The organism is Pseudalkalibacillus sp. NRS-1564 (assembly GCF_050467905.1).
Lineage (GTDB): Bacteria > Bacillota > Bacilli > Bacillales > Guptibacillaceae > Guptibacillus > Guptibacillus hwajinpoensis_B.
In genome coordinates, this window is the sequence record NZ_JBITPM010000018.1 from 103,286 (window position 1) to 127,404 (window position 24,119).

22 protein-coding genes and 1 pseudogene are annotated in these 24,119 nt (G+C 41.0%); 11 read left to right on the forward strand and 12 right to left on the reverse strand.

From position 1 onward, the window contains the following. Nucleotides 1-13: 13 nt before the first annotated feature. Both pruA and ACIFPW_RS09375 read right to left on the reverse strand, forming a co-directional pair. Entirely contained in the window at nt 14-1,561 is a 1,548-nt protein-coding gene (gene pruA, locus ACIFPW_RS09370; RefSeq protein ID WP_194220430.1) for an L-glutamate gamma-semialdehyde dehydrogenase, read from the reverse strand. A 30-nt stretch (nt 1,562-1,591) separates the two neighbouring features. Beyond that, a complete protein-coding gene (locus ACIFPW_RS09375; protein ID WP_430243729.1) occupies nt 1,592-2,509 on the reverse strand; it encodes a proline dehydrogenase family protein in 918 nt (305 codons plus the stop codon). Nucleotides 2,510-2,893: 384 nt separating this feature from the next. Here ACIFPW_RS09375 and ACIFPW_RS09380 point away from each other — a divergent pair, with 384 nt between their 5' ends. After that, a complete protein-coding gene (locus ACIFPW_RS09380; protein WP_430243731.1) occupies nt 2,894-3,127 on the forward strand; it encodes a hypothetical protein in 234 nt (77 codons plus the stop codon). Nucleotides 3,128-3,569: 442 nt separating this feature from the next. Here the strand turns inward: ACIFPW_RS09380 and ACIFPW_RS09385 are convergent, their stop codons facing one another. Both ACIFPW_RS09385 and ACIFPW_RS09390 read right to left on the reverse strand, forming a co-directional pair. Beyond that, nucleotides 3,570-4,856: a PucR family transcriptional regulator gene (locus ACIFPW_RS09385; RefSeq protein WP_430243733.1), complete on the reverse strand. Its 1,287-nt coding sequence runs from the start codon at nt 4,854-4,856 to the stop codon at nt 3,570-3,572. A 169-nt stretch (nt 4,857-5,025) separates the two neighbouring features. Beyond that, entirely contained in the window at nt 5,026-5,817 is a 792-nt protein-coding gene (locus ACIFPW_RS09390) for an SDR family oxidoreductase (protein ID WP_430243734.1), read from the reverse strand. Nucleotides 5,818-5,991: 174 nt separating this feature from the next. Between ACIFPW_RS09390 and ACIFPW_RS09395 the strand changes: the two genes are divergently transcribed. The 3 genes from ACIFPW_RS09395 to ACIFPW_RS09405 are packed head-to-tail and all read left to right on the forward strand — an operon-like array spanning nt 5,992 to nt 7,112. Next, entirely contained in the window at nt 5,992-6,357 is a 366-nt protein-coding gene (locus ACIFPW_RS09395; RefSeq protein WP_194220426.1) for a hypothetical protein, read from the forward strand. Then, complete coding sequence (locus ACIFPW_RS09400; RefSeq protein WP_430243736.1) at nt 6,347-6,883, forward strand: RNA polymerase sigma factor; 537 nt, start codon at nt 6,347-6,349, stop codon at nt 6,881-6,883. The genes ACIFPW_RS09395 and ACIFPW_RS09400 overlap by 11 nt, the downstream gene beginning before the upstream one ends. Beyond that, a complete protein-coding gene (locus ACIFPW_RS09405; protein WP_430243737.1) occupies nt 6,867-7,112 on the forward strand; it encodes a hypothetical protein in 246 nt (81 codons plus the stop codon). Before ACIFPW_RS09400 ends, ACIFPW_RS09405 begins: the two co-directional genes overlap by 17 nt. A 99-nt stretch (nt 7,113-7,211) precedes the next feature. Here the strand turns inward: ACIFPW_RS09405 and ACIFPW_RS09410 are convergent, their stop codons facing one another. Together ACIFPW_RS09410 and ACIFPW_RS09415 are read right to left on the reverse strand one after the other, a co-directional pair. Next, nucleotides 7,212-7,976, reverse strand: coding sequence for an alpha/beta hydrolase (locus ACIFPW_RS09410; protein WP_430243739.1), 765 nt, complete (start codon nt 7,974-7,976; stop codon nt 7,212-7,214). Nucleotides 7,977-8,120: 144 nt separating this feature from the next. Beyond that, on the reverse strand, nt 8,121-8,723 hold the full coding sequence (locus ACIFPW_RS09415) for a TetR/AcrR family transcriptional regulator (RefSeq protein ID WP_430243740.1): 603 nt from the start codon (nt 8,721-8,723) through the stop codon (nt 8,121-8,123). Between the two features lie 183 nt (nt 8,724-8,906). On the opposite strand from ACIFPW_RS09415, the gene ACIFPW_RS09420 reads away from it, so the two are divergent. After that, the gene (locus ACIFPW_RS09420; RefSeq protein WP_430243742.1) at nt 8,907-10,070 is read left to right on the forward strand and encodes an MFS transporter; all 1,164 of its coding nucleotides are present in this window, start codon (nt 8,907-8,909) and stop codon (nt 10,068-10,070) included. 41 nt (nt 10,071-10,111) lie between these two features. Here the strand turns inward: ACIFPW_RS09420 and ACIFPW_RS09425 are convergent, their stop codons facing one another. Beyond that, nucleotides 10,112-11,521, reverse strand: coding sequence for an MBL fold metallo-hydrolase (locus ACIFPW_RS09425; protein WP_430243744.1), 1,410 nt, complete (start codon nt 11,519-11,521; stop codon nt 10,112-10,114). 546 nt (nt 11,522-12,067) lie between these two features. Between ACIFPW_RS09425 and ACIFPW_RS09430 the strand changes: the two genes are divergently transcribed. The 5 genes and pseudogenes from ACIFPW_RS09430 to ACIFPW_RS09450 all read left to right on the forward strand — a co-directional run bounded on the left by ACIFPW_RS09430 (nt 12,068) and on the right by ACIFPW_RS09450 (nt 19,432). Continuing rightward, nucleotides 12,068-13,462, forward strand: coding sequence for a sodium:solute symporter family protein (locus ACIFPW_RS09430; protein WP_430243746.1), 1,395 nt, complete (start codon nt 12,068-12,070; stop codon nt 13,460-13,462). Nucleotides 13,463-13,503: 41 nt separating this feature from the next. Then, nucleotides 13,504-14,604, forward strand: a complete 1,101-nt coding sequence (locus ACIFPW_RS09435; protein ID WP_430243747.1) for a M24 family metallopeptidase — start codon at nt 13,504-13,506, stop codon at nt 14,602-14,604. A 226-nt stretch (nt 14,605-14,830) separates the two neighbouring features. Further along, the gene (locus ACIFPW_RS09440; protein WP_430243749.1) at nt 14,831-15,310 is read left to right on the forward strand and encodes a site-2 protease family protein; all 480 of its coding nucleotides are present in this window, start codon (nt 14,831-14,833) and stop codon (nt 15,308-15,310) included. Between the two features lie 307 nt (nt 15,311-15,617). Then, complete coding sequence (locus ACIFPW_RS09445) at nt 15,618-16,190, forward strand: TetR/AcrR family transcriptional regulator (protein WP_430243751.1); 573 nt, start codon at nt 15,618-15,620, stop codon at nt 16,188-16,190. A 73-nt stretch (nt 16,191-16,263) separates the two neighbouring features. Next, a pseudogene (locus tag ACIFPW_RS09450) lies at nt 16,264-19,432 on the forward strand (bifunctional cytochrome P450/NADPH--P450 reductase). A gap of 55 nt (nt 19,433-19,487) precedes the next feature. Here ACIFPW_RS09450 and dhaM read toward each other — a convergent pair. The 5 genes from dhaM to ACIFPW_RS09475 all read right to left on the reverse strand — a co-directional run bounded on the left by dhaM (nt 19,488) and on the right by ACIFPW_RS09475 (nt 23,400). Beyond that, nucleotides 19,488-19,874, reverse strand: a complete 387-nt coding sequence (dhaM, locus tag ACIFPW_RS09455; protein ID WP_404682952.1) for a dihydroxyacetone kinase phosphoryl donor subunit DhaM — start codon at nt 19,872-19,874, stop codon at nt 19,488-19,490. Beyond that, on the reverse strand, nt 19,874-20,494 hold the full coding sequence (gene dhaL, locus ACIFPW_RS09460) for a dihydroxyacetone kinase subunit DhaL (protein ID WP_430243752.1): 621 nt from the start codon (nt 20,492-20,494) through the stop codon (nt 19,874-19,876). Before dhaL ends, dhaM begins: the two co-directional genes overlap by 1 nt. 12 nt (nt 20,495-20,506) lie before the next feature. Next, nucleotides 20,507-21,505 (reverse strand): dihydroxyacetone kinase subunit DhaK, encoded by a 999-nt coding sequence (dhaK, locus tag ACIFPW_RS09465; protein WP_430243754.1) that lies wholly within the window; start codon nt 21,503-21,505, stop codon nt 20,507-20,509. A 127-nt stretch (nt 21,506-21,632) separates the two neighbouring features. Beyond that, entirely contained in the window at nt 21,633-22,268 is a 636-nt protein-coding gene (locus ACIFPW_RS09470) for a YczE/YyaS/YitT family protein (RefSeq protein ID WP_430243755.1), read from the reverse strand. Nucleotides 22,269-22,587: 319 nt separating this feature from the next. After that, nucleotides 22,588-23,400, reverse strand: a complete 813-nt coding sequence (locus ACIFPW_RS09475) for an STAS domain-containing protein (protein WP_430243757.1) — start codon at nt 23,398-23,400, stop codon at nt 22,588-22,590. Nucleotides 23,401-23,878: 478 nt separating this feature from the next. On the opposite strand from ACIFPW_RS09475, the gene ACIFPW_RS09480 reads away from it, so the two are divergent. Beyond that, nucleotides 23,879-24,079: a cold-shock protein gene (locus tag ACIFPW_RS09480; protein ID WP_430243758.1), complete on the forward strand. Its 201-nt coding sequence runs from the start codon at nt 23,879-23,881 to the stop codon at nt 24,077-24,079. Nucleotides 24,080-24,119 lie beyond the last annotated feature (40 nt).

Genomic DNA, 24,119 nt, shown 5'->3' on the forward strand with positions numbered 1-24,119 from the left:
TCGTGTTTACTAATTAATACATTTCTGAAACAGTTTTTGCTTGCATGTGAAGTCCAAGATAATCAGGTCCACCTGCTTTTGAATCTGTACCGGACATTTTGAATCCTCCAAATGGGTGGTACCCAACAATTGCGCCCGTACAGTTCCGGTTGAAGTATAGGTTACCTACATGGAAGTCCATTTTCGCTTGCTCAATGTGTGCACGATTATTCGTGATCACAGCACCAGTTAAGCCGTACTCTGTATTATTCGCAATTTCAATCGCTTCATCGAAGTTATCTGCTTTCGTTAAGCAAACAACCGGTCCGAAAATTTCTTCCTGCTGCATGCGTGATTTAGGAGCTAGGTCTGCAAATACAGTTGGCTTGATGAAGAACCCTTTCGAATCATCGCCTTCTCCACCAGCAACGAGGCGGCCTTCTTCTTTTCCAATTTCAATGTAGCTCATGATTTTATCAAATGATGCTTGATCAATAACTGGTCCCATGTACACATCTGGACCTGTCGTTTCACCTAGTGTAAGCTCATTTGTTAATTCAACAACGCGATCACGAACCTGATCATATACCTCTTTCAAAATGACCGCACGGGAGCCTGCAGAACATTTCTGACCTGAGAAGCCGAATGCTGAGACAACGATGGCCTGCGCAGCAAGTTCAAGATCAGCATCCTTATCCACAACGATCGTATCTTTACCACCCATCTCAACGATCACTCGCTTCAGGTGTTGTTGACCCGGCTGTACTTTCGCAGCGCGCTCATAAATGCGCGTACCAACTTCACGAGAACCAGTGAATGTGATGATCGATGTTTTCGGGTGATCAACGAGATAATCCCCTACTTCAGCTCCGCTACCTGGCACAAAGTTCAATACACCTTTAGGAAGCCCAGCTTCTTCAAGCACTTCAACAAACTTCGCTGCAACAACCGGTGTTGCACTTGCCGGCTTAAGAAGTACTGTGTTTCCTGTAACAAGTGGTGCTACTGCTGTCCCTGCCATAATCGCAAATGCAAAGTTCCATGGAGGAATAACAAGGGCAACTCCGCTTGGCGTATAAACGTAACGGTTTTGCTCTCCAGGACGGCTTTCAATCGCTTTCCCTTCACCTAGCTCGATCATTTGACGAGCATAGTATTCCATGAAGTCGATTGCCTCTGCAGTATCAGCATCCGCTTCTTTCCAAGGTTTACCGGCTTCGTACACCAGGTAAGCAGAGAATTCATGCTTGCGGCGTCGTACAATCGCAGCTGCGCGGAATAGAAGCTCAGCGCGAGAGCGAGCCGACCATTTTCTCCAACCTTCAAATGCTTCATCTGCAGCTTGAATCGCGCGTTCCGCATGCTCTTTCGTTGCCTTTGATACGCGACCAACGATTTGTTCCTTGTTCGCAGGGTTAATGGAAACAATTTTATCTTCCGTGCTAACTCGCTCACCATTGATGAGAAGATCATGGTCTTTTCCAAGTTCTTCTTTTACTAGTTTAAGAGCCTCTTCAAAAGCCTTTTTGTTTTCCTTAACAGTAAAATCAGTAAACGGTTCGTGTTTGTATGGTACTACCATGAGTAAATTCCCCTTTCAAATATAAGAAGTTTATTTTTTAAATAATCCATTGAAAGCAAAGGCGATGTTCGCAGGTCGTTCCGCCAACCGCCGCATAAAATACCCATACCAATCGTTCCCATAAGGTAGGTATACTCTTACCGCATAACCTTCAGCAAGAAGATCTAGCTGACTCTGGCTTCGCATGCCGTAAAGCATTTGAAACTCAAATTGATCTTTCGGAATATCATGTTCTTTCACGAATTCTTTCGTAAAGTTAATGATGGCATCATCATGACTAGCGATGGCTGTAAAATTCCCATTCAATAAATGTTTCTTTATCAGCAGCTTCAAGTTATGATCCACATCTGATTTCGCTGGAAAAGCAACCTTCGCGGCTTCCTTATACGCCCCTTTCACAAGACGTAAATTCGGCTTTACTTCATTTAAATCATCTAAATCTTGATCGTATCGGTATAAATAAGACTGAACAACCGTTCCAATATTGTCGTACTTTCTCTTCAGGTCTTTATAAAGCTGAAGCGTCGCCTCCGTTCGTGTCGAATCTTCCATATCGATCGTAACGAATACATCATGCTTTACCGCTTCTTCCATAATCTCAATCATGTTACGCCATACAAGATCATGGCTAATATCCAGACCAAGTGAAGTGACTTTCAAAGACATCTGAGAATTTAGTTGATGAGCACTAATCATGCGAATGGTATTAATGCACTCCTGAGTCCGCTCCTTCGCTTCTATTTCAGAAGAAACAAACTCACCAAGATGATCCACCGTTACCCGAAGCCCCTGACTATTCAAATTCTGAATAAGAGGCACCGCATGCTCAAAAGTCTCACCCCCAACAATCTTATCCGCCCCAAACTTACTACCCCATCGTTTGGCGAGCCGATCAAGCGAGGGCCTGCTAGCGAGAAAAAGGAAAAAACTCTTGTTGATGGCTTCCAACTCTACCACGCTCCTTTTAACCCTATATCTCCAATCATTCATAAAGCTTGTGAAATACTTCAAAGAAAGTTTTTGTTTTCTTGTGAAAATTATATCGATTTTAACCCCCATCTGGCAACGTGGTCACGACACAATAGTTTGCTGAGATTTTGTGGTTTAAACACAATGAATAAAGCGGAGACGAGCGTTTAGAAACGGAGATATTGGAACTCTTGAACTAGAACACGCCCTTTGTGTTCTGGTGAAAGAGTGAAATATCGCAGTTTCTGCGAGTCGTAGCTGGATCTCAAGAAAAGCGGAAGTGGGCGTTTAGACACGACAGGCACTGGAGCCATTTCATTTGAACACGCTTTTTGTGTTCGGATGAAATGGTGAAGTGACCAAGTGTCTGCCCACTGCAGCTGGATCTCACGAAAAGCGGAGCGGGCCCATTTAAATCCGCAGGATGTTGGAGCCCATGAGAGTGAGACGCTTTTTGTCTCATTCGATTGGGTGAAACAGCCGGAGGATTTGGCCCGCGCAGCTAGATCTCAGGAAAAGCGGAGACGAGCGTTTAGAAACGGAGATATTGGAACTCTTGGACTAGAACACGCTTTTTGTGTTCTGGTGAAAGAGTGAAATATCGCAGTTTCTGCGAGTCGTAGCTGGATCTCACGAAAAGCGGAGCGGGCCCGTTTAAATCCGCAGGATGTTGGAGCCCATGAGAGTGAGACGCTTTTTGTCTCATTCGATTGGGTGAAACAGCCGGAGGATTTGGCCCGCGCAGCTGGATCTCAGGTAAAGCGGAGACGAGCGTTTAGACACGACAGGCACTGGAGCCGTGAAAAGCGGAGCCCCCGTTTAGTGAGCGGAATTTCCGATTTGGACAATATATCTGGATTTTAGCCAATATATTCTGATTTTGGACAATATATCTCCATTTTGGCCAATAAACCACACTCCCCCCACGAAAACCAGCTATTGCGCCACACTTTCCAGCCCTAAACAACAGAAAAGAAGCTGCACAATGTGCAGCTTCCCAGTTTGGTCAATAAACAAGCTCCCAGCCCACTCAAATAGGCTACTTCGCAGTACTTTTCTGCTCCTCTACTGCAGAAAGGTACCGATTATAGTAAGACGGTATGTTGTTTAGCAACAACAACTCGATATATATGTGACTTTTCATATTAAAATCATCAAAATCAATGTCCGTTAAGTCCTGAATCTGCTTCATGCGATAGTTCAGCGTGTTTGGGTGGATAAACAGCTCAGCCGCGGTGCTTTTCCCCTTACCGTTATTCGATAAATACACTTCTAGCGTCTTTAACAGACTGGAGTGACTAACTGAATCCTTTTCCATCAAGTTAAGCAAATTCTGATTAAAATAATGCTCCGTATTGTTTTTCTCATAAAGGGCGGCAAGATATCGGTAGACGCCAAGCTTTGAGAACTCACGTGGCATGACATCTGGCCTTGGACCAATGAAGTCAGCTGTCTCAATCACTTCTAATGCTTCTAAGAAGCTCTTCCTCATCTCAATGAGCTCCGTATATTCTTTCCCAATCCCAATCAAGAAAGAATAAAATTCTTCATGAGTTAACGCACTTTTTACATACTCTATAAGCTCTCGGCTATTTTCAATCGCTGAGCCTTTTCTATTTTTATCACCTGAAATAACAGCAACGATTTGAAGCTCAGTTTTCAGTACTTGAATTTTATGCCTCTTAAAACGGGATAAAAGCTCGAGAACTTCATTTAACAAGGGCTCCTGGGTAGGCTCAGCAATTGACATGACGAGTACGGAAAAGCGCTCAGGTAATGGTAAGCTCGCCACCTGAGCTTTACGCCGCATTTGATTTTCACTTTCGTATTCATGAAGAAGCACATTCCAAAGCAATTTCTCCTGCTTCCCCTCATGCTCTTTCCCTTTTTGATAAGAATCATGAATAAGCTTTCCAATGTGAGGTGTGATTTCAGTAAGAAAAGCAACCTCTTCTTCCGTCAGAGGACTATTCGTTTCTTGCACCCAGAGATATCCCATCGTCCGCTCTTCATAAATCGCTTTCACAACAATACGTTGATAAAAACCAATTTCCTCAATTGGAGCAATCCGGATCGGAGCTTCGTTGTTCTCAAGCTGCTGAACGATCCCTTCTTTTTTCAAACGATCAATAATAAACACCGGACATTTTTTATAGAGAATCGTCTTTTGCTGCGTTTGATCAAAGCTCTCCGATGCCGTGCTATATGAAATAAGTTCAAAGTTTTTGTTTTCAATAATGACCGGCTTATTCGTTGCCACACTGATCATCTCAGTCGCTTTATGAATATCTGTCGCTTCAAGAATGCGCTCTTTTGCTTCTACCATTATTTAACCCTCCCCTGTACCGCCAATTACATTAAAACCAAAGGGTTTAGCAATACCAGAATTAGTAATTCTTCATCTCCTTCTATTATATAGATTTATCTCTAAAAGAAAAATGATTTGGCGAGAATGACAAAAGAAAAAGGACGTAAGCGCTACGTCCTTTTTCTTATTACAGTGCTTTTACAAGTCCGCCATCGACAACGAGTGATTGCCCGGTCATATACGTATTTGCTCCTGAAGCAAGAAAAACAACTGTTTTCGCAAATTCATCAGGCTCCCCATATCGTTTCATTAGGATTGATAGCTCCGCCTGTCCTTTGAGATCAGTCACATCCATCCCTAACTGATCTGCCTTGATTTGATCCAACTGTTCAACTCGATCCGTCCCAATACGTCCAGGTCCAACCGTATTCACAAGAATATTGTGCTCGGCATATTCTTGTGAAAGACTTTTTGCTAGCCCTACGATACCCGCACGAAATGTATTTGATAAGATCAAATTATCTAGCGATTGCTTTATAGAGGAAGAGGCAATATTTACGATCCGCCCCCAGCCCTGTTCTTTCATAAAAGGAATAGCGGCCCGTGACGTTCGAACGAAGCTTAATAAATTTAGTTCAAAAGCATTCTGCCAATCTTCATCGCTGAAGTCCTCAAACTTACCAGCTGGAGGCCCGCCTGCATTATTAATTAATACATCGACACTACCGTATGTTTCAGCTGCAAACGTCATCAATTGTTTGATCTCATCCGCTTTTGTAACATCACAAACTTGAAATGTGACCTGATCATTTCCCGTCTCTGCAACCATTTCTTCGCACGCTTTCTTAAGTTCTTCTTCACTTCGACTAGAAAGAATCACATTTGCGCCTTCTTTCGCAAAAGCCAGTGCTAACGCTTTTCCTAGTCCTTTACTTGCCGCTGTTACAACTACTGTTTTTCCTTCTAGATTGAGATCCATCCCTAATTCACTCCATTTTGAAATGTCATTTTCTACTATTCTAACACTATGAAATCGATCAAGTTAGACATACACCTTTTATCCCGAAAAATAAATCTCAACAAAAAATGAACTTTATCACCCTAATAATTGTATAAATATGTGAAAATAAAGAAATGAGAGGTGTGGATAAACATGGCAATCGGTTGGATCATGGGGTTAGTGATGGCTGGAGTTCTCGGAACCATTTTTGCCGTCTTAATTGCAACGCTTCAAAAGCATGTTCACAAAACGAATGGGAGAATTGACTTTCAAAAAACAAATCTTTATTTCTACTGGTCACGCTGGGATTATGTCATGATTGCGTCGTCCATTTACTCATTCCTATGCATTACAGGGCTATTTGTTTTTCTAATTAAAGGTGAGAATATCGAAAATCCATTTGTTCAGTTCTTTCTACATCAAACGTTTGTCTTTCCACTTATCACGTTTCTCTGGTTTATTTTTCGACTGGCTTACACCTATAAAGGGATAAAAGAGCGCTGGCCGAATGAGTTTTAAGGAAAGTGGCGATTATTCCTTCGAAGCAGCCGTATCTATGACATTTGAGACTATTTATCTTATGTACAAAGACCCTCTTTATCGATTCATCTATCGGTATACGCGGGATGAGCAGTTGAGTATCGACATTGTGCAGGATACATTCGTTAAATTCCATAAATACCAGAACCGCTATGATGTCTCAAGAGCATCGCTTAAAACGTATCTATTTAAAATCGGTTATCACCTGATGATCAATAAAATTAAACGGAGAAAAAAGTGGCAATCACTCCTTCCCTTTCTAGTCAAGGGAGAGGAAAGTTTCTCTAGTGATACTGTTGAGAAGATGACAATTCAGTGGGCTATTAAGGAACTTTCAGAAAAACATCGGTCGGTTATCCTTCTCATCTATTATCACGATATGACTCAAGAAGAAACCGCCAACGTTCTAGATATCCCCGTTGGAACCGTTAAATCAAGATTATCTACAGCGATCAAACACTTAAGAGATTTATTGGAGGGGCAAAATGATGAAATCACACTATAAGCACGACCTACCTGAAGAACTCCGTGAACAGCTCGACCAGTATACTGTCGATGTTCCTCCTATTCCTTATAAACAGCAGAAAAGCGATCGACTAGCTGATTTTTTAGCTATGCCAGTACAAAACCCACTAGAAAATCACTCCATGACGCCTGGTCTTTTACTAAAAATCCAATTAGCTCCTATCGTCGTAACCATTGCATTGTCAGCAGGTTTCTTATTCTTTCTTTAGATATCAATTCGAAAGGGACCTCCTTTGAAGGTCCTTTTCCTTCACTTTAACAATTTCCTTCTTTTACCATTAAAGTGTTAGATATAACATTCATTCACTCTATCTCTCATTCATAAAAAAACTCATCAAATCATCCGTTCTGGTACGAAATGATTTATAGTTATGCTCCCCATCCTTTATCAAATGAAATTGCACACATGAAGCTTTCTCCTCGAGCAATTGATATATTCGATCATTTGAATTCAGAAATGCTTTATCAATCCGCTCGTCTCCAGATTCCTTATCTCCGCAATCCAAATAAAAGCAACTACGATCTGTTAGTTCGGACTCCAAGATAAATCCCTCCAATTCTTCTTGGTTTCGAAAAAAAGCGGAAGAGATGCAAGCTCCTTTACTAAAAACAGTAGGATAATGACAGAGGGCGTATGTAGTAAGTAATCCACCTAAAGAAATTCCCGCCATATAATTTGTATTTCTAAGCGTTCGGTATGTAGCGTCGATGGCTGGTTTTAAATCTTTTACGATATATGCGATATACTCTCGACCCTTCGCTTTTACGATCTCACTTTTACCTGTTAGCTCTTCACTTAATTGACCATGCCGCCATAAGCAATACTCTTCCATTCGTTTAGCTCCTGAATCAATAGCAACAACAATAAGCTGAAACTTTTTTTGCTCCAAATAGTTTAACAACCTCAGCGAACTTCCACCAACTACATCCTGATCTTCAAATACGTTTTGTCCATCATGCATATAAAGAACCGGGTAGCTTCTATCTGTATGAGCGTACTCATGAGGCAAATAGACGCGAATCATCCTCTCTTCCTGAAACACCGGAATCCAATATTTAATTTTCACTAACATTTTTCATACACCGCCTCTGCTTCCTTTCCTTTTCTATCAAAATCTCACGGTTCCTCTATTAACACTAAAAAAGCTAGTCTCGTTTTCCAATTGGAAAACGAGACTAGCTTTACCATGATGTTTAATTTGCTCAGGAAGGTACTCCTACTCTCGCTTCCTCACATGCATCTTCAAAATCCCAGTTGGTCCCTTCTGATTCAACTGAATCATTTGCTCAGCCATCTCCTTTGGTGTGTAGGGCATGTCATTTTCAAGCCACCAGGAAATCATACCTGTATAAGCAGAAGCGATATAGCTTGCGATGACTTCACTTGGTAACGGCAAAGGATCGAACCTTCCTTTCGCAATTCGATTGTCACAGAAATCAAAGAAAAAGCTACGCATATGATCAAGAAAGTTCGGCATTCCTTTTTTGATTAACATGACGTGAAAAAACTTATCATATTCGGCAATGCTTGAGAAAATGTGCTCTGCAATATATCGTTGCAAATCATCAATTGGTAAATTACCAGGTGGGATCGTCAGCGCCTCGCCAAAAAGCTGCCTCAGCATTTCATCAACCGTTTGAAGTAGTAACTCTTCTTTATCCTGATAATGCAAATAAAAAGTAGCGCGATTAACAGTGGCTTCTTTAGTAATATCAGCAATTGTAATTTTCTCATATTCTTTTACTGCCATTAGGTGGATAAACGCATCCTGTAAGAGCTTTCGTGTTCGGGTAACACGTGGGTCTTCTTTCTCTTTCATAAGAAATCTCCTCCAAATTAAACTTTTTCTCAACAAAATTTAACAACACGTCGTTTAGACAACGTTTATCGAAAACTTGATTATTGCTCAATTTCATGACTCTGTTACAATATTTTACGACACTTGTTGTATAAATAACAACCGTTGTTCTTTTTGAACGATTTTTATAGGAGGTTAAGTTGAATGAATGAAAAAAAATTCACGAAAGAAAGATGGATAACGATCGCCGCCACCTTCCTTGCGTTTATGGGTATCGGGATTGTCGATCCGATTCTTCCAACGATCGCAGAGCAAATTGGAGCGAACCACTGGCAGGTTGAAATGCTGTTTACTGCTTACATTTTGACAATGGCGATTATGATGATTCCAGCCGGTATTTTTGCAAGTCGATTTGGTGATAAGCGCATGATGGTATTTGGTTTATTCATCGTTACGGTCTTTGCACTGCTTTGCGCTCTTTCAAATGGAATCGCAAGCCTATCTATTTTTAGAGCAGGTTGGGGATTTGGTAATTCTATGTTCTTCGCGACAGCCATGACGCTTTTAATCGCTTTATCTAAAGACCCGCAAAAAGCCGTTGGCTACTATGAGGCAGCTATTGGACTTGGAATGGCGGGCGGACCACTTGTAGGTGGTGTTCTTGGTGGTTATTCATGGAGATTCCCTTTCTTTGCAACGTCCATCTTAATTCTAGCTGCATTCTGCCTTGTTCTATTCTTTGTGTTTGAACCAAATGGCAAACAAAAACGAAAACCTGTTGGAATGAGTGAGTTAAAAGGACTTTTCTCATACAAGCCATTCCTAACTTCCGCTCTTGCAGCAATGCTTTATTACTATGGATTTTTCGTAGTTCTGGCTTATACGCCACTAATTATCGGACTTAATGCGATTCAAATTGGATTTGTCTTCTTTGGCTGGGGATTAATGCTCGCCTATGGATCAGCCATATTAAGTCACCAGCTTGAGAAGAAGTTTCTACCTAAGAAGATTCTTCCGTATAGCTTATTGATTTTTGCTATCTTACTAGCACTATTATTTGTTGTTCCATCAACACCTCTTCTGATTACTGTCGTGATCGTCTCAGGTCTTGCTTCTGGACTAAATAACGCGTTATTTACAAGCTACGTTATGGAAGTATCTCCATATGAAAGAAGCATTACGTCAGGAGGATACAACTTCCTCCGCTGGCTCGGTGCTGCCATTGCTCCTGTTCTTTCCGGTTTGATTGGTCAAGGAGTATCAGCTCACGCACCGTTCCTCGTTGCAGCAGTCCTTAGTGCTGGAGGAATCGGATTAATGCTAATGAAGCCTAAGCCGGCTACGTTAGAAACTGAAATGAGTGCATAAGAAAAAAGCGTAAAGCAGTGTCTGCTTTACGCTTTTTTTGATTATTTTTCGATTTTATCTCCATCTTTTTCCCATGCAGCAAAGCCACCGCTATAGTTTAAAATGTCCTTGAAACCGAGTGATTGTAGTAAACTTGTTCCGATTGCTGAACGAGTACCAGACTGACAGTGAACGACGATTGTTTTATCTTCTGGAATGTCATTCGCCTGATCTTCTAAATAGCCAAGCATGTGATGATTAGCTCCAGGAATATGGCCTGCGTTCCATTCATTTTCTTTTCGAATATCTACAACATAAACATCGTCTTTATCATAAACATCATTCAATTGTTCCGTTGAGATAAAGGAATATCCCTCTAGATCGTCCCACTGGGAAAGAAGTTCTGGACTTGCATAGCCACGTATATGGTCGATGCCAATCGAATGTAAGGCCTTCACAATCTCATCTTCCTGCTCATCGTCTGCAATGAGGAGAAGATCGTGATCATAATCTAGAACCCAGCCTGACCAATTCGTAAAGGCTTTATTAAATGGAAGATTAATCGCTCCATCAATATGCCCATCTGCAAAATCCTGTGCAGGACGTGTATCAACGATTGTTGTGTTGTCCTTCGATGCAAGCGCACGGAACTCATCAACATTCATAATCTTTTCTAGTTCTTCCCCTGATAACACGTTAGGTCCTTCTTTATTCACCTTTTTCATAACGGCAAAGTATGTTGGGGCTTCTGGCTGTTCGTTTAATAGTTCTTTAACGAATTCCCCTTCGTTCTCTTCTTTCAAAGCCCAATTATTTCGGAGCTCATAGCCCACTGTTGATTGCGGCACAGCACCAAGAGATTTCCCACAAGCACTGCCTGCACCGTGTCCTGGCCAAACCGTTAGAAATTCTGGTAGCTCTTTAAATTTTTGAAGTGATTGGAACATCGCCTTCGCTCCAGTTTCCGCTGTGCCAACAGCGCCTGCGGCTTTTTCAAGCAAATCTGGTCGACCAATATCACCAACAAAGACAAAGTCTCCTGTGAAAATACCCATTGGTACTTCCGAGCCACCACCACGATCAGTGAGTTCGAACGAAATGCTTTCAGGGGTATGGCCTGGGGTATGCATTACGCGAAGTTCTACATGACCAACGCGAATAATCGAACCGTCCGTTACTAGTTCGACATTTAATCCTTCTAGATAACCGTATTTCCAGTCTTGATCTCCTTCATCTGATAAATATAATTTCACGTCATGATTTTCAGCTAATTGTCTAGCGCCTGATACAAAATCGGCGTGTATATGCGTTTCAGCTGCGGCCGCAAGATGAAAGCCTTCTTTTTTCGCTGTTTCTAAATACGGTGTCACGTCACGCGCCGGGTCAATCACAAGCGCTTCACCAGTTCGTTGACAACCGATCATATAAGAATACTGTGCCAATTTCTCATCAAAGAAAGTACGTAAATACATGATTTAATCCTCCCGAAAACGTATTGTTAATTACCCCGCAGGGTATTTGATTTCATCATAAACTTTTTTAAACTTTTCATCAACCTTCTTGCTTTATACCCTGAATAACTAGTTCACCAAAACATCATTTTCCCCTTCTAAAGAAAAAAAAGAGTGCTCTGCATTATTCTCAATCTTGAACACAATAAATAGCTCTTAACAGAACGTCATTTTCTAGTGTTTACTTCAATTCGCATGTTTATCGATCCTTAAATTGTTTAAATTATAGTAAAAATCCAAATAATAGCGCTTTTATTTAATCTATAAAGTTTTTCGATTCAGTACTATATAACCACTTTATTTGAATTGTTTTCTATTAAATACAAATAATAACCAATAATAGGTGAAGAAAGAAGTATGTATTTAGATTGTCATCAGGTTTATTCCCAAAGTATTCCATAGAGATTATTTCCCACTTTTTTTAATACCCAAATTGTTGTGATAGCATATTTAACGGTGCGCACCTAAGAAAAAACACAACTAAGACAAGGAAGTGACGTTTACGTAATGGAAATTACACACAATCCTAACCTTCTATGGTTTGTTATTGCTTATGGCATTCTCATGGTGGGACTTGGAATTTATTTCTCTAAAAAAGTGTCGAATAGTGAGGATTTTATTCTCGCTGGTAAAGGACTTGGTGCTCTAGTATTAACGGGTACACTGCTAGCAACCTGGACAGGTAGTGGAAGCATTTCAGGTGGCGAAACGTCTATGGCGTATAGCTATGGAATTATTCCGGCGTTTCTAATGGCCATTCCAACGATAGTAGGTATCTTGATTCTTTATATCATTGCTCCAAGAATCCGAGCATTTGGGAAATATACAGTATCTTCAATACTTGAAGAGAAATACGGTTCATTCGCGAGGACGCTGGCAGGCATTATCATTATTCTCGCCTATGTAGGAATTGTTTCCTATCAGATGAAAGGGTTTGGCTTCATTCTGAATCTGACAACAGGTATTTCAGTTGAAACAGGTACTATTATCGGTGCTGCTCTGATCATCTTCCTAGCAACGATTGGTGGATTACGCTCGGTAGCTCCTACTGACGCTGTAAGTGCCATTTTAATGGTTGTCGGGCTAGGTATCACATTACCAACCATATTTGTTATTGCTGGTGGTTGGGACAGCATCCTGGCGAATGTACCAAAAGAACACTTAACATTTAGCGGCCAGTTATCGAACATTCAATTATTAGGTTATTTATTACCTTCCCTCTTTCTATTATTGGCTGACCAGAACATGTATCAGCGGTTGGCTTCATCAAGTGGAGATCGTTCATCGAAAAAAGCCCAAATTGGTTGGCTCGTGGCGATGCTTCTGATTTCTCCAACAATTAGTTTAATCGCTTTTGCAGCACGTTCAATCTTCCCTGATATTGATCCAGGGATGGCACTGATGGCAACAACTGTCGTGATGCCAACGTTTGTCGGCGGTATTTTATTAACGGCAGCAACAGCCTTTATTATCACTACAGGTAACTCTTACCTTCTTTCCGCCGCTACAAACGTCACGTATGATCTGTACGGAAAATATTTAAAAAAGGATGCGACTGATAAGCAGCTGTTAGTCATGACCAAATGGTTCATCGTCATCCTCGGGGTTCTTGCTTATGTCATTATTAGCTTCTTCCCTACCGTATTATCTGTTCAAATGTATGCTTATACCGTTTACGGAGCTGGTATTACTCCTGCCGTATTAGCTGTCTTCTTCTGGAAGCGTGTCAACCTTTATGGCGGTGTATCGTCTATGATCGCCGGAGTTGTGACAACGCTTGTTTGGGAAATCCCACTTGCAAAACCATTTGAACTAAATAGTGTTCTTTTCGCTGTTCCAGTAGCAGTTATCGTATTAATTGTCGTAACATTATTAACGACAAATAAAACAAAGTCTGTATAAATCAGTAGTCATACAAATTTTAGAGAACAGGTTGTGAAAAAATGAATCATCGTTTAGAGAACTTTTCGAATTGGCTAGAAGAAACTGAACAAACTTTTGCGTTTGTTCACTCTTCTTCCAATGTATTCTATCTTTCCAACTTTGAATGTGAACCACATGAACGACTATTAGGTTTATTTATTTTCCCGGATGCAGAACCATTTCTAGTTTGTCCGGGTATGGAAGTATCTCAAGCAAGAGATGCTGGATGGAAACATGAGATTATCGGACATGGAGATGCCGATGATCCATGGGAATTTATCCATAATGCCTTGAAGAGTCGCGGTATTAAAGAAGCGAATCAGGTAGCTATAGAGAAAGAAACCCTCTCTTATGGACGCGCTGAACAAATCATGAAACGTTATCCATCTGTTTCATTCACAAGTGCTGAAGAGAAACTTCACGAACTACGTTTGATTAAAGATGAACAAGAATTAGAGATTCTAAGAAGAGCTGCTGAACTAGCAGACTTCGGAGTTGAGACGGGAGTTAAAGCGCTCCAAGAAGGTTGTACTGAGATGGAAGTTCTTGCAACGATTGAGTACGAACTTAAGAAAAAAGGAATTCGTGAAATGTCCTTTTCAACAATGGTGCTTTTCGGTGAAAAAGCTGGACAGCCACACGGTAACCCAGGCGATCGTAAGTTAAAAAGAGGCGACCTCGTTTTATTCGATCTTGGTGTGGTGTTAGATGGCTATTGTTCAGACATTACCCGAACAGTTGCTTACAAAGAAGTGAATGAAAAGCAAAAAGAAATTTATAATGTCGTATTGAACGCTCAGCTTGAAACGCTCAATATCTCTCAACCTGGAACAAGACTTGGGGATCTTGATAAAACGGCGAGACAAATCATTGCAGACGCTGGATATGGAGAACAGTTCCCTCATCGCATCGGTCATGGAATTGGAATTGAAGTTCATGAATATCCATCTATGAGTGAAAACAACGACTCTCTTCTAGTTGAAGGAATGACATATACGATCGAACCAGGCATCTATGTACCTGAAGTAGGCGGAGTTCGAATTGAAGATGATGTTCTTGTTACGAAAACAGGGTATGAAACATTAACAAAGTATCCGAAAGAACTTCAAATTATTGAATAAGCTCCGATGGAACGCCTTTCATAGGGCGTTCCTTTTTATATGGTGAATTCCTTCTAATGTTTAGTTTTGATCGTCTACATGACTGTTTTCTAACCTCCATCATTTACGTAAGCTAAACTTTTTGATAAATAGAACATCTTCTAATCGTGTTACAAACACATCAGATACGGGAACGCTTTTCTTACAGCACTTTATATTTACCACAATACCACTTTGGAGGTTTTACATGTTTACCTTAAGCGATATCCCAATGTTCTTCGTGAACTTTTTCATTATATTACCGATCATTACTCTACTACATGAAGCTGGTCACGTTCTTGTTGCAAGGGTTTTTGGAGGAAAAATTAAGTTCTGTATCGGCACTGGCAAGACCATTTTTAATATCGGACCTCTAGAAGTTAAAAAGAAGTACTTTATGGAAGGATGGTGTCAGTACGAGGATCTCACTTATAACAAGACATGGGCACACGTTGCCATCTATGCGGCAGGTAGTTTATTTAACATCATTGTCGTCCTTATTATGAACGCATTGATTTATGCGGAAGTCCTTCCAGTAGACCTATTTTTCTATCAATTCACTTACTTCTCCATCTACTTTATCTTCTTCTCTCTCATGCCTTATCGAAATGATTCTGGTAAACCAAGCGATGGCATGGCTATTATTGATGTACTGCGTTACGGAAAAGCTCAAGATCCAATCGATTGATCGATGACATAACTTTCAAAGAAAGAGCCACTTTTCGTCCGAAGAGTGGCTCTTTCTTTGACTTGAGAATCTCCCTTCTATGATGAGGGACATTAAAGGAAAAATAATCCCCTTTAAATACCACATCATGGTTTCAGAAGATTATTTTTCCAATCATTTGCATATTCATAGGTTTTAAGACCCTTTAGTTAACAAGATCTTCAATCTTTTTAGGTCCTCTGCTTTATTGTTAAGCTTTTCCAATAGGTTTAAAATAGAAAGGGAATGAATGTTCATTCCGTATGTTGTGTAAGAAAGGGGGATGCTTGTGACGACCCAAAATAAGCGGGAAAACATTATGACAAGCGCTCTTGCTTTATTTGCTGAGCGAGGTTTTGATGCGACTACCGTGCCAATGATTGCCACCTCAGCTAATGTGGGTGCTGGCACGATCTACCGTTATTTTGAGAATAAAGAGGTGCTCGTTAACACCCTTTTTCAAGATTATGTTCGAACATTTACAAAGACGATTGAGGATCAATTTCCTTATCATCAGTCCGTTCGTGATCAGTTTCACCATATATTTAAAGCCATGATTTTGTTTACAAATCAAAATGAACATGCGCTCTATTTTATTAAAAAGCATAGTGCCGCACACTTCCTAGATCGTCAAAGTCAGGAAGATTTCACACAGCTGCTTAACCTATTAAGAAGCTTCTTTGATATTGGTAAACAACAATCAGTCATACGAAACCTACCTTCTGAAGCCTTAATCGCGATCCTTTATGGAGCTTTTCTAGAACTTCAGAATCTTGTAAGAGCAGGTGAACTTCATCCCGATCCAGAGCTTCTTTCAGGTATTGAGAATAGCTTATGGGATTCCGTAAGATCACATTCGTGAAGAGCATTTGCTCTTCATAAAGCGAAATGAATGAACGTTCATTCCGCTAATTTATAGATGAGGTGATTTAAACATGACTACTAAGAAATCGTTCCCACAGCCCCGAACATATGGACCTTTAGGAAGCATTCCTCTTATTGATAAAGAAAAACCTATTCAATCGTTTATGAAGCTAGCAAAAGAATTCGGGCCAATCTACCAATTTCAATTCCCTGGCCGCACAAGTACATTCGTTTCCAGCGCAGATCTTGTCGCTGAAATTACCGACGAGAAGCGGTTTGACAAAAAAATAGGCCCTGCCCTCCAAAAAGTTCGTGCTTTCGGTGGAGATGGTCTATTTACAAGCGAAACGGAAGAACCAAATTGGAAAAAAAGCCCATAATATTCTTCTACCAAGCTTTAGCCAACAGGCCATGAAGGGCTATCATAATAAAATGGTTGATATTGCCACACAGCTTATTCAAAAATGGGCACGATTGAATCCTGATGAAGAGGTCGATGTATCTGAAGACATGACTCGCTTAACGCTTGATACCATTGGTCTTTGTGGATTCGACTTTCGTTTTAATAGCTTCTACAGAGAGAATAATCATGAATTTGTCGATGCTATGGTTCGTGCGCTAGATGAAGCAATGAATCAATCACAACGTCTCGGTGTTCAAGATAAGCTAATGGTAAGATCTAAAAAGCAGTTTCGAGAAGACATTGACTATATGTTCAATCTTGTCGATGACTTAATCGCCGATCGTAAGAAAAACGGGGATCAGGGTGAAGATGATCTTCTCTCTCATATGTTAAAAGGAAAAGACCCAGAGACAGGTGAACCTCTTGATGATAAAAACATTCGTTTCCAAATCATCACCTTTTTAATAGCTGGCCATGAAACTACCAGCGGTTTGCTTTCATTTACCCTTTACTACTTAATGAACAACCCTGACAAACTAGCAAAAGCCCAAGAAGAAGTCGATCGCGTTGTTGGAGATGGCATTCCTGACTATAAGCAAGTGAAACAGCTTAAATATGTCCGAATGATTTTAAATGAAACGCTTCGGTTATGGCCAACGGCTCCTGCGTTTACTCTTTATGCGAAAGAAGACACCACGTTAAACGGTGAATATGATGTGAAAAAAGGTGATGATTTCACACTTCTTTTACCAGAACTTCATCGTGATAAATCCATCTGGGGTGAAGATGTCGAATCATTTATTCCAGAGCGATTTGAAGATCCATCATCTATCCCTCAGCATGCTTTTAAACCATTTGGTAATGGACAGCGTGCTTGTATCGGACAACAGTTTTCTCTTCATGAATCTACGCTATTGCTTGGTATGATCATCCAGAATTTCGACCTGATTGACCATGCGAATTATCAGCTAGAAGTAAAAGAAACATTAACACTAAAACCTGACGGCATGAAAATGAAGGTGAAACCAAGAAAAGATTCGATTTCTTTTGTAACTCAAGCTTCTGAGCCTGTTCAAAAAGATAAGAAAACTGCGCCAACACCCGTTGAAAATGCGCACGGCACTCCTCTTTTTGTCTTATATGGTTCAAACCTTGGCACCGCTGAAGGAATTGCACGTGACCTTGCTGAGACTGGTCGACAACAAGGCTTTAGCTCTCAAGTTGGGCCACTGAATGATTTTGTGAATGAACTTCCACAGGACGGGGCTGTTCTGATTGTGTCTGCTTCCTATAACGGAAATCCTCCAGACAATGCGGATGAATTTGTACAGTGGCTCGATGAGATGGAAGATGGAGCAGTAAATGGTGTGCAATATGCTGTATTTGGTTGCGGTGACCGTAACTGGGCAAACACTTATCAACGTATTCCTTCTTTCATCGACGAGCAATTATCTCAAAAAGGTGCAAAGCGAATGGCTGAAACTGGATTTGGCGACGCAAGTGATGACTTTGAAGGCGATTATGAGAAATGGGAAGCAACGCTTTGGCCTAATCTCGCAGAAGCGATGAATATAGAACTAAATGAAAATAACGCAGAAAACAGCGCGATCTCTATGAGCTTCGTGAGTGGCGTAAGTGATACGCCTCTCGCTAGAACACATCATGCTTTCACTGCTATTATTAATCGAAATGTAGAATTACAGCATACAGAGAGCGGCAGAAGCACGCGTCACATTGAACTTATGCTTCCAGATGGCGCTTCATACCAGGAAGGTGATCATGTTGGTATCCTTCCACAAAACAGTGATAACATGGTTAACCGCGTTCTCGAACGCTTCTCTTTAAATGGTCATGATCACGTGCTACTGACTGGAGATTCTGGTAAAGCAGCGCATCTTCCTACTGACAAACCAGTGAAACTCCAAGAGCTTCTTTCTTCTTATGTAGAGCTTCAAGAACCAGCAACTCGGTCTCAAATACGTGCGCTAGCTGCACATACAGTTTGCCCACCGCATGTTGTGGAACTCGAGCAATTACTTGAAGATGACACATATAAAAAAGAAGTTCTTGAGAAACGCGTTACGATGCTTGAACTCGTTGAGGAGTACATGGCTTGTGAGATTCCATTTGAGCGATTCATTGCACTGCTTCCACCATTGAAAGCTCGCTACTACTCCATTTCTAGTTCTCCGCTTTACAAAGAGCGAGAAGCGAGCATGACTGTTAGTGTCGTTCGAGACACTGCATGGAATGGTAAAGGAGAGTACAAAGGTGTTGCCTCTAACTACCTGGCAACGCGTGAATTTGGTGACAAAGTGGCCTGCTTCATTAACACGCCACAGTCCAACTTCCAGCTTCCAGAAGATCCAGAAACACCAATGGTCTTAATTGGACCTGGAACTGGCATTGCGCCATTTAGAGGGTTCATTCAAGCACGTCGTGAATTAAGCAAGCAGGGAGTCGAGCTTGGTGCTGCTCACCTCTACTTCGGCTGTCGTAATCCTGAACATGATTACTTATACCAGGAAGAGCTAGAGCAAGCTGAAAAAGATGGACTTGTTACCCTTCACACTGCTTTCTCTCGTTGCCCTGGAAAAGAAAAAACGTATGTTCAACATCTTGTATCCGATAACGCTACAGATGTTATCCCACTTCTAAAAGAAGGTGGACGCTTGTACGTTTGCGGCGACGGTAGCCACATGGCTCCTGAAGTTGAGCAAACGATGATCACAAGCTATCAATCAATGTATGAAACAACTGAGCAAGAAGCGATTCAATGGCTAGAAGAACTTGAGCGAGACGGCCGATATGCGAAAGACGTATGGGCTGGCGCTTAAAATTTAGAAAAACAGCGCATCCAGGCGGATGCGCTGTTTTTTTCAATTCTTCTTTTCACTGCACTTTCTTCATATCTTTTGCATGAACTGCTGATTTCACCACTTCATCTAGTGACTTGCCAAATCCAGCTTCCATTACCGCACTATAGGCGCCCTCAATCAATGGCGCATCTGCAATCTTGACGGAATGAGCATCCTCTATTAAATCGATCGCCATCTCTGCATTCATGACTGAGCTTCCGAAATCCACGAGAATAACGACGCCATCGCCATGGTCCGCCTTTTCAATAGAAGTTTGAATCTTAATAGCACTCGTTCCCATTTCACCATCATCTGTTCCTCCAGCATCGAGCACAGTAACTTCAGGCTGTGCTTCATCTAGCATCTTTTTCAATCCCTTTGAAATATCAGGACTATGTGATACTAGGACAAGACTGACCATTAAGCTTCACCGTCCTTATCGAGAACTGTCGCAAGGGATTCTATTAGATAATAAGAAGACTGCGCCCCCGCATCCTGTTTACCTTTTGATTTTTCTTTGTAGTAAGCCGCTCTGCCTTTCTTGGCTTCATACTCTTTTACATGCTCAAGCGCTTCCTTCGCCTTGTCGATCAAATGAGCAGGTGTAAGCTCATTTCCCTTCTCTTCCATTAACTCAATTACAGGTTCAAGTAAGTCGATCATCGTCTTCTCTTCACGCTCAGCCTTACCTCGTTTCTTCATTCCATCCACGCCAACTCGAAGACTTGAAGAAAGGTCGCTAATCTGCACTTCTGTTCCTTCTAACTGATTTCCAGCTTTCATGAAAAGAGTGCCGTAAAGCGGTCCTGAAGCACCGCCTATCTTAGACAACAGACTCGTTCCAACAGCCTTCAGTACTTTCCCTGGTTCATCCGTCTCTTCATTCAGCTGTTCGACAGCCGCCTTAAAGCCTCTTGTCATGTTAAGCCCATGATCTCCATCACCCAGTACCTGGTCAAGATCAGTTAGCTGTTCTTTATTCGATTCTATCTTTTTAGCAGACTCTTTGATCCATTGTCTAGCCATCTCTGCTGTAAACATACATGACCCTCCTTAGTCGTTTATCGTCCATGCAATCGTCTGACATGGGTTTGTCACGTATTTCTTTAGTTCATTCGTTAATTTTAGAACTGTTAAAGAAGCACCTGCCATTTCAAGGGCAGTCATATAGTTGCCAACTAACGTCAATTCCGATTTAATGCCTTTTTCCTTTAAGAGATCATGAATACGATTATTTAGAATGTACAGCTCCATTAAAGGAGTTGCTCCCATTCCGTTCACAATGACCGCTATTTCATCGCCTTGTTTTAGTTGTAGTTCGGGTAGTACTTCTTCTACAAGACGCTCTGCCAATTCATCGGCCGAAACCAGTCCGATCGTTTCCATCCCAGGCTCACCATGAATACCAATCCCAAGCTCCATTTCATTTTCTTTAATATCAAATCCTGGATTTCCTGAGCCAGGAACCTGGGCCGGATGAAGCGCTGCGCCCATTGATCTGACATTTTGAACCACTTCCTCAGCAAGCGCTTTCACTTCTTCCAATGTTTTACCTTTTTGTGCAGCTGCCCCTGCAATCTTATGAACGAAAATAGTTCCTGCTACGCCTCTTCGACCTGTCGTATGAGTACTATCCTCTACCGCAACGTCATCATTAACAATCACCTGTTCGACATTTATGCCTTCGTCCTCCGCCATCTCGGCTGCCATTTCAAAGTTCATAACATCACCAGTGTAATTCTTTGTAATAAGGAGAACTCCAGCCCCCTGATCAACCGCCTTAATCGCTTCTAACATCTGATCTGGTGTAGGGGACGTAAACACTTCTCCACTAACAGCTGCATCAAGCATACCTTCTCCAACGAATCCCGCATGTGCAGGTTCATGTCCACTTCCTCCACCGCTAACAATACCTACTTTGTTATCCGAAAGATTTTTTCTGACGAGGACCGTTGTACCTTCCAGTCTTTGATAAGATTCGGGATGTGCTTTCACCATTCCGTCTAGCATTTGGCTTACAACGTCATCTGGTTGATTAATTATTTTCTTCATCAGTTTATCCCTCCCAGAATGGTTATACCCGTGTTTTAGATTTCGCAAAAGTCGAAATAAAAGGAAAGGCCTCTATCTATAAAAAAGACGCTTCTGTTTTTCACAAAAGCGCCTTTAACATATGATTTTATAAATATTCTTCATGTGGTGCTTGCGCTGGGTATAGCACGTAATACAGCGGATAAGCTCTTTCATACCAGAACTGAATAATTGGGCCTAGTAAAAATACAAGTGCAATGGTCCCAACGCCGACAGGACCTCCGATCATTAGAGCAAGCGAAGCCATAACAACGGCGACAATTGTCTGTCCCATTTGTAAGCTAAGATTAAATCTAGAGCTAATAACGAGAAATAGCTGATCAAACGGTGCACGTGGAAACTGTGGCAATATATAGATGGCCACTCCTAGCCCAATCGCTCCCATCCCTGCAATAAGAATCGCTATTTTTGCCATCAGCGGTGCTGATGCTAACTGAACGGATGAAAATACAATCTCTAACCAGAAGTCCAAAATAAAACTTTCTAATATAATTGGTAAGATGGCTCCATACTCTGGCTTTTGTTTCATTAAATTCCCATTTAGGAATATAACCAGTATTTGAAATAAACCATACCAGAAACCAACTGTTAACCCAGCTAAATCGGAAAGACCTATAAAGAACGAAGTCCAAAATCCTGCGCCAAGCGTTGCATGAATAACTAGTGCAACACCAAAGAAGTTAATAAACATACCTAGAAGATAAACCGTAATTCGATAAAACATTACGACCTCCTCCCTTCCACTAAAAATAAAGAAAATCTGATAGCATGACGCTTAGAGAAAGCATCTTAATTCCCTCTTCTGACTGGCTAAGCCAATCAGGCGTTGCATACCGCCTGTCCTTTGAGACGACATGTTCATACTTTTGGAAGAGAGGATCTTACTAAGATTTTTCGAGACCATTTTATTAGCGATTGACTTCAACGTCAATCGATTTTACTTTAAAAAAACATTCCAATTTTTTCGTTAGTACAAAAAAATACTGCCCGTATTGGACAGCATTACATTATGGATTATTTAGTATAATCTTGCTCATCTATTCTTAAAAAATATGCTTAGCAAGAGCCTGTTTTAACGTACTATGTGTTTGGATGGAAGAAAAATCGATTCCGAGATGAATCATTGTTTGAGCAACTTCTGGTCTTATACCTGCCAAAATCCCTTTCACTCCTAGAAGTTCAAGTGAATAAATAATGTTAAAGATGTTATTTGCGACCATCGTATCCACGATGGTTACGCCAGAAAGATCAATAAATAAATGCGTTAATCGTTTTTCAGTTGATTCTCTTAGAGCTGTTTCCATCAGAAGACTCGCACGATGCGTATCAATATCGCCAACAATTGGTAATACTGCAACACCATCAAGAATCGGAACAACCGGTACAGATAGCTCAAGAAAAACTTCCTGTGCATGGCTAAGGGTATTCTTAAATGATTCCACGTATGCTGTGCTATAGGCATAAACAGCATGATCAAGCAAGTTATCAATGATTTTCCCTACTCTAAAAACACTTTGGACAGTATGATTCGCTTCGATCGTCACAAGTTCAACCACCGACCAAATAGCCTGTCGAACTTCTGAAGTATTTTTTAGTGACTGATCTAACTCAGAGCCGTATTGAACGGCAACCTTCCCCGTGTCTCTTCCCCACTTTGTTAATCGCGGCATTGTTGTTTCTAAACCACTTAGAATCGCATCTGCGCAAAGCTGAACAAGCTCAGTATGTAATTGCAATGCTTCTGCGTTATCAGCGCCTGGCTTAAGTAAGCCTTTGGCAATATCTAACTTTCTTGCTTCTAGCTGCTTCCCAATCATTTGAACTTCCTGTTCAATGATCGATTCTTGAACTGGCATATCTTCAACCTCCGATGATAAATCGAATCTCTTCTCTATAATAGATGAACCTATTTCATTTTACATTAAAAATTTCATTCCATCTTCATTAATATTTGTAGGTACGGTCGATAGTCACAGTTGTTTTGAGGTTCTTTTACAACCTATGACGACCAATTGCTTCACACAAATAATATTTGATTAGAATTTTTACCATATCTTCATTGGTAGAACGACACTAAGAGTCTGTTTGATCAATGTTTTTCACTAACTAACAGTATTCGAACATACCCATACAGTACTTTGTTTGGAAGTAAAAAAGAACGATTTTTCAGAAGAGGTTTGCTTTTTTTGGGAGACGTGTTATACTAAGGTTAATTATTGTTGTTCGGTACTGATTATTAAAGAGCAGGCTACTTTAGGAAGTACTTACATCTCAAATGATTATGTAGAGCAGTAATAGTAATATTTGTGCAAAATGCACTTGGAGGATACACACATGAACAAAGGTACAGTAAAATGGTTTAACGCAGAAAAAGGTTTTGGCTTCATCGAAGTTGAAGGCGGAGACGACGTATTCGTACATTTCCCAGCTATTCAAGGCGAAGGTTTCAAAACTCTTGAAGAAGGTCAAACAGTTACTTTTGACACTGAGCAAGGTAACCGCGGACCACAAGCTACTAACGTAGTTAAAGCGTAAATCATATAGAAAAAGCTCTTCCCCGGTGGAAGAGCTTTTT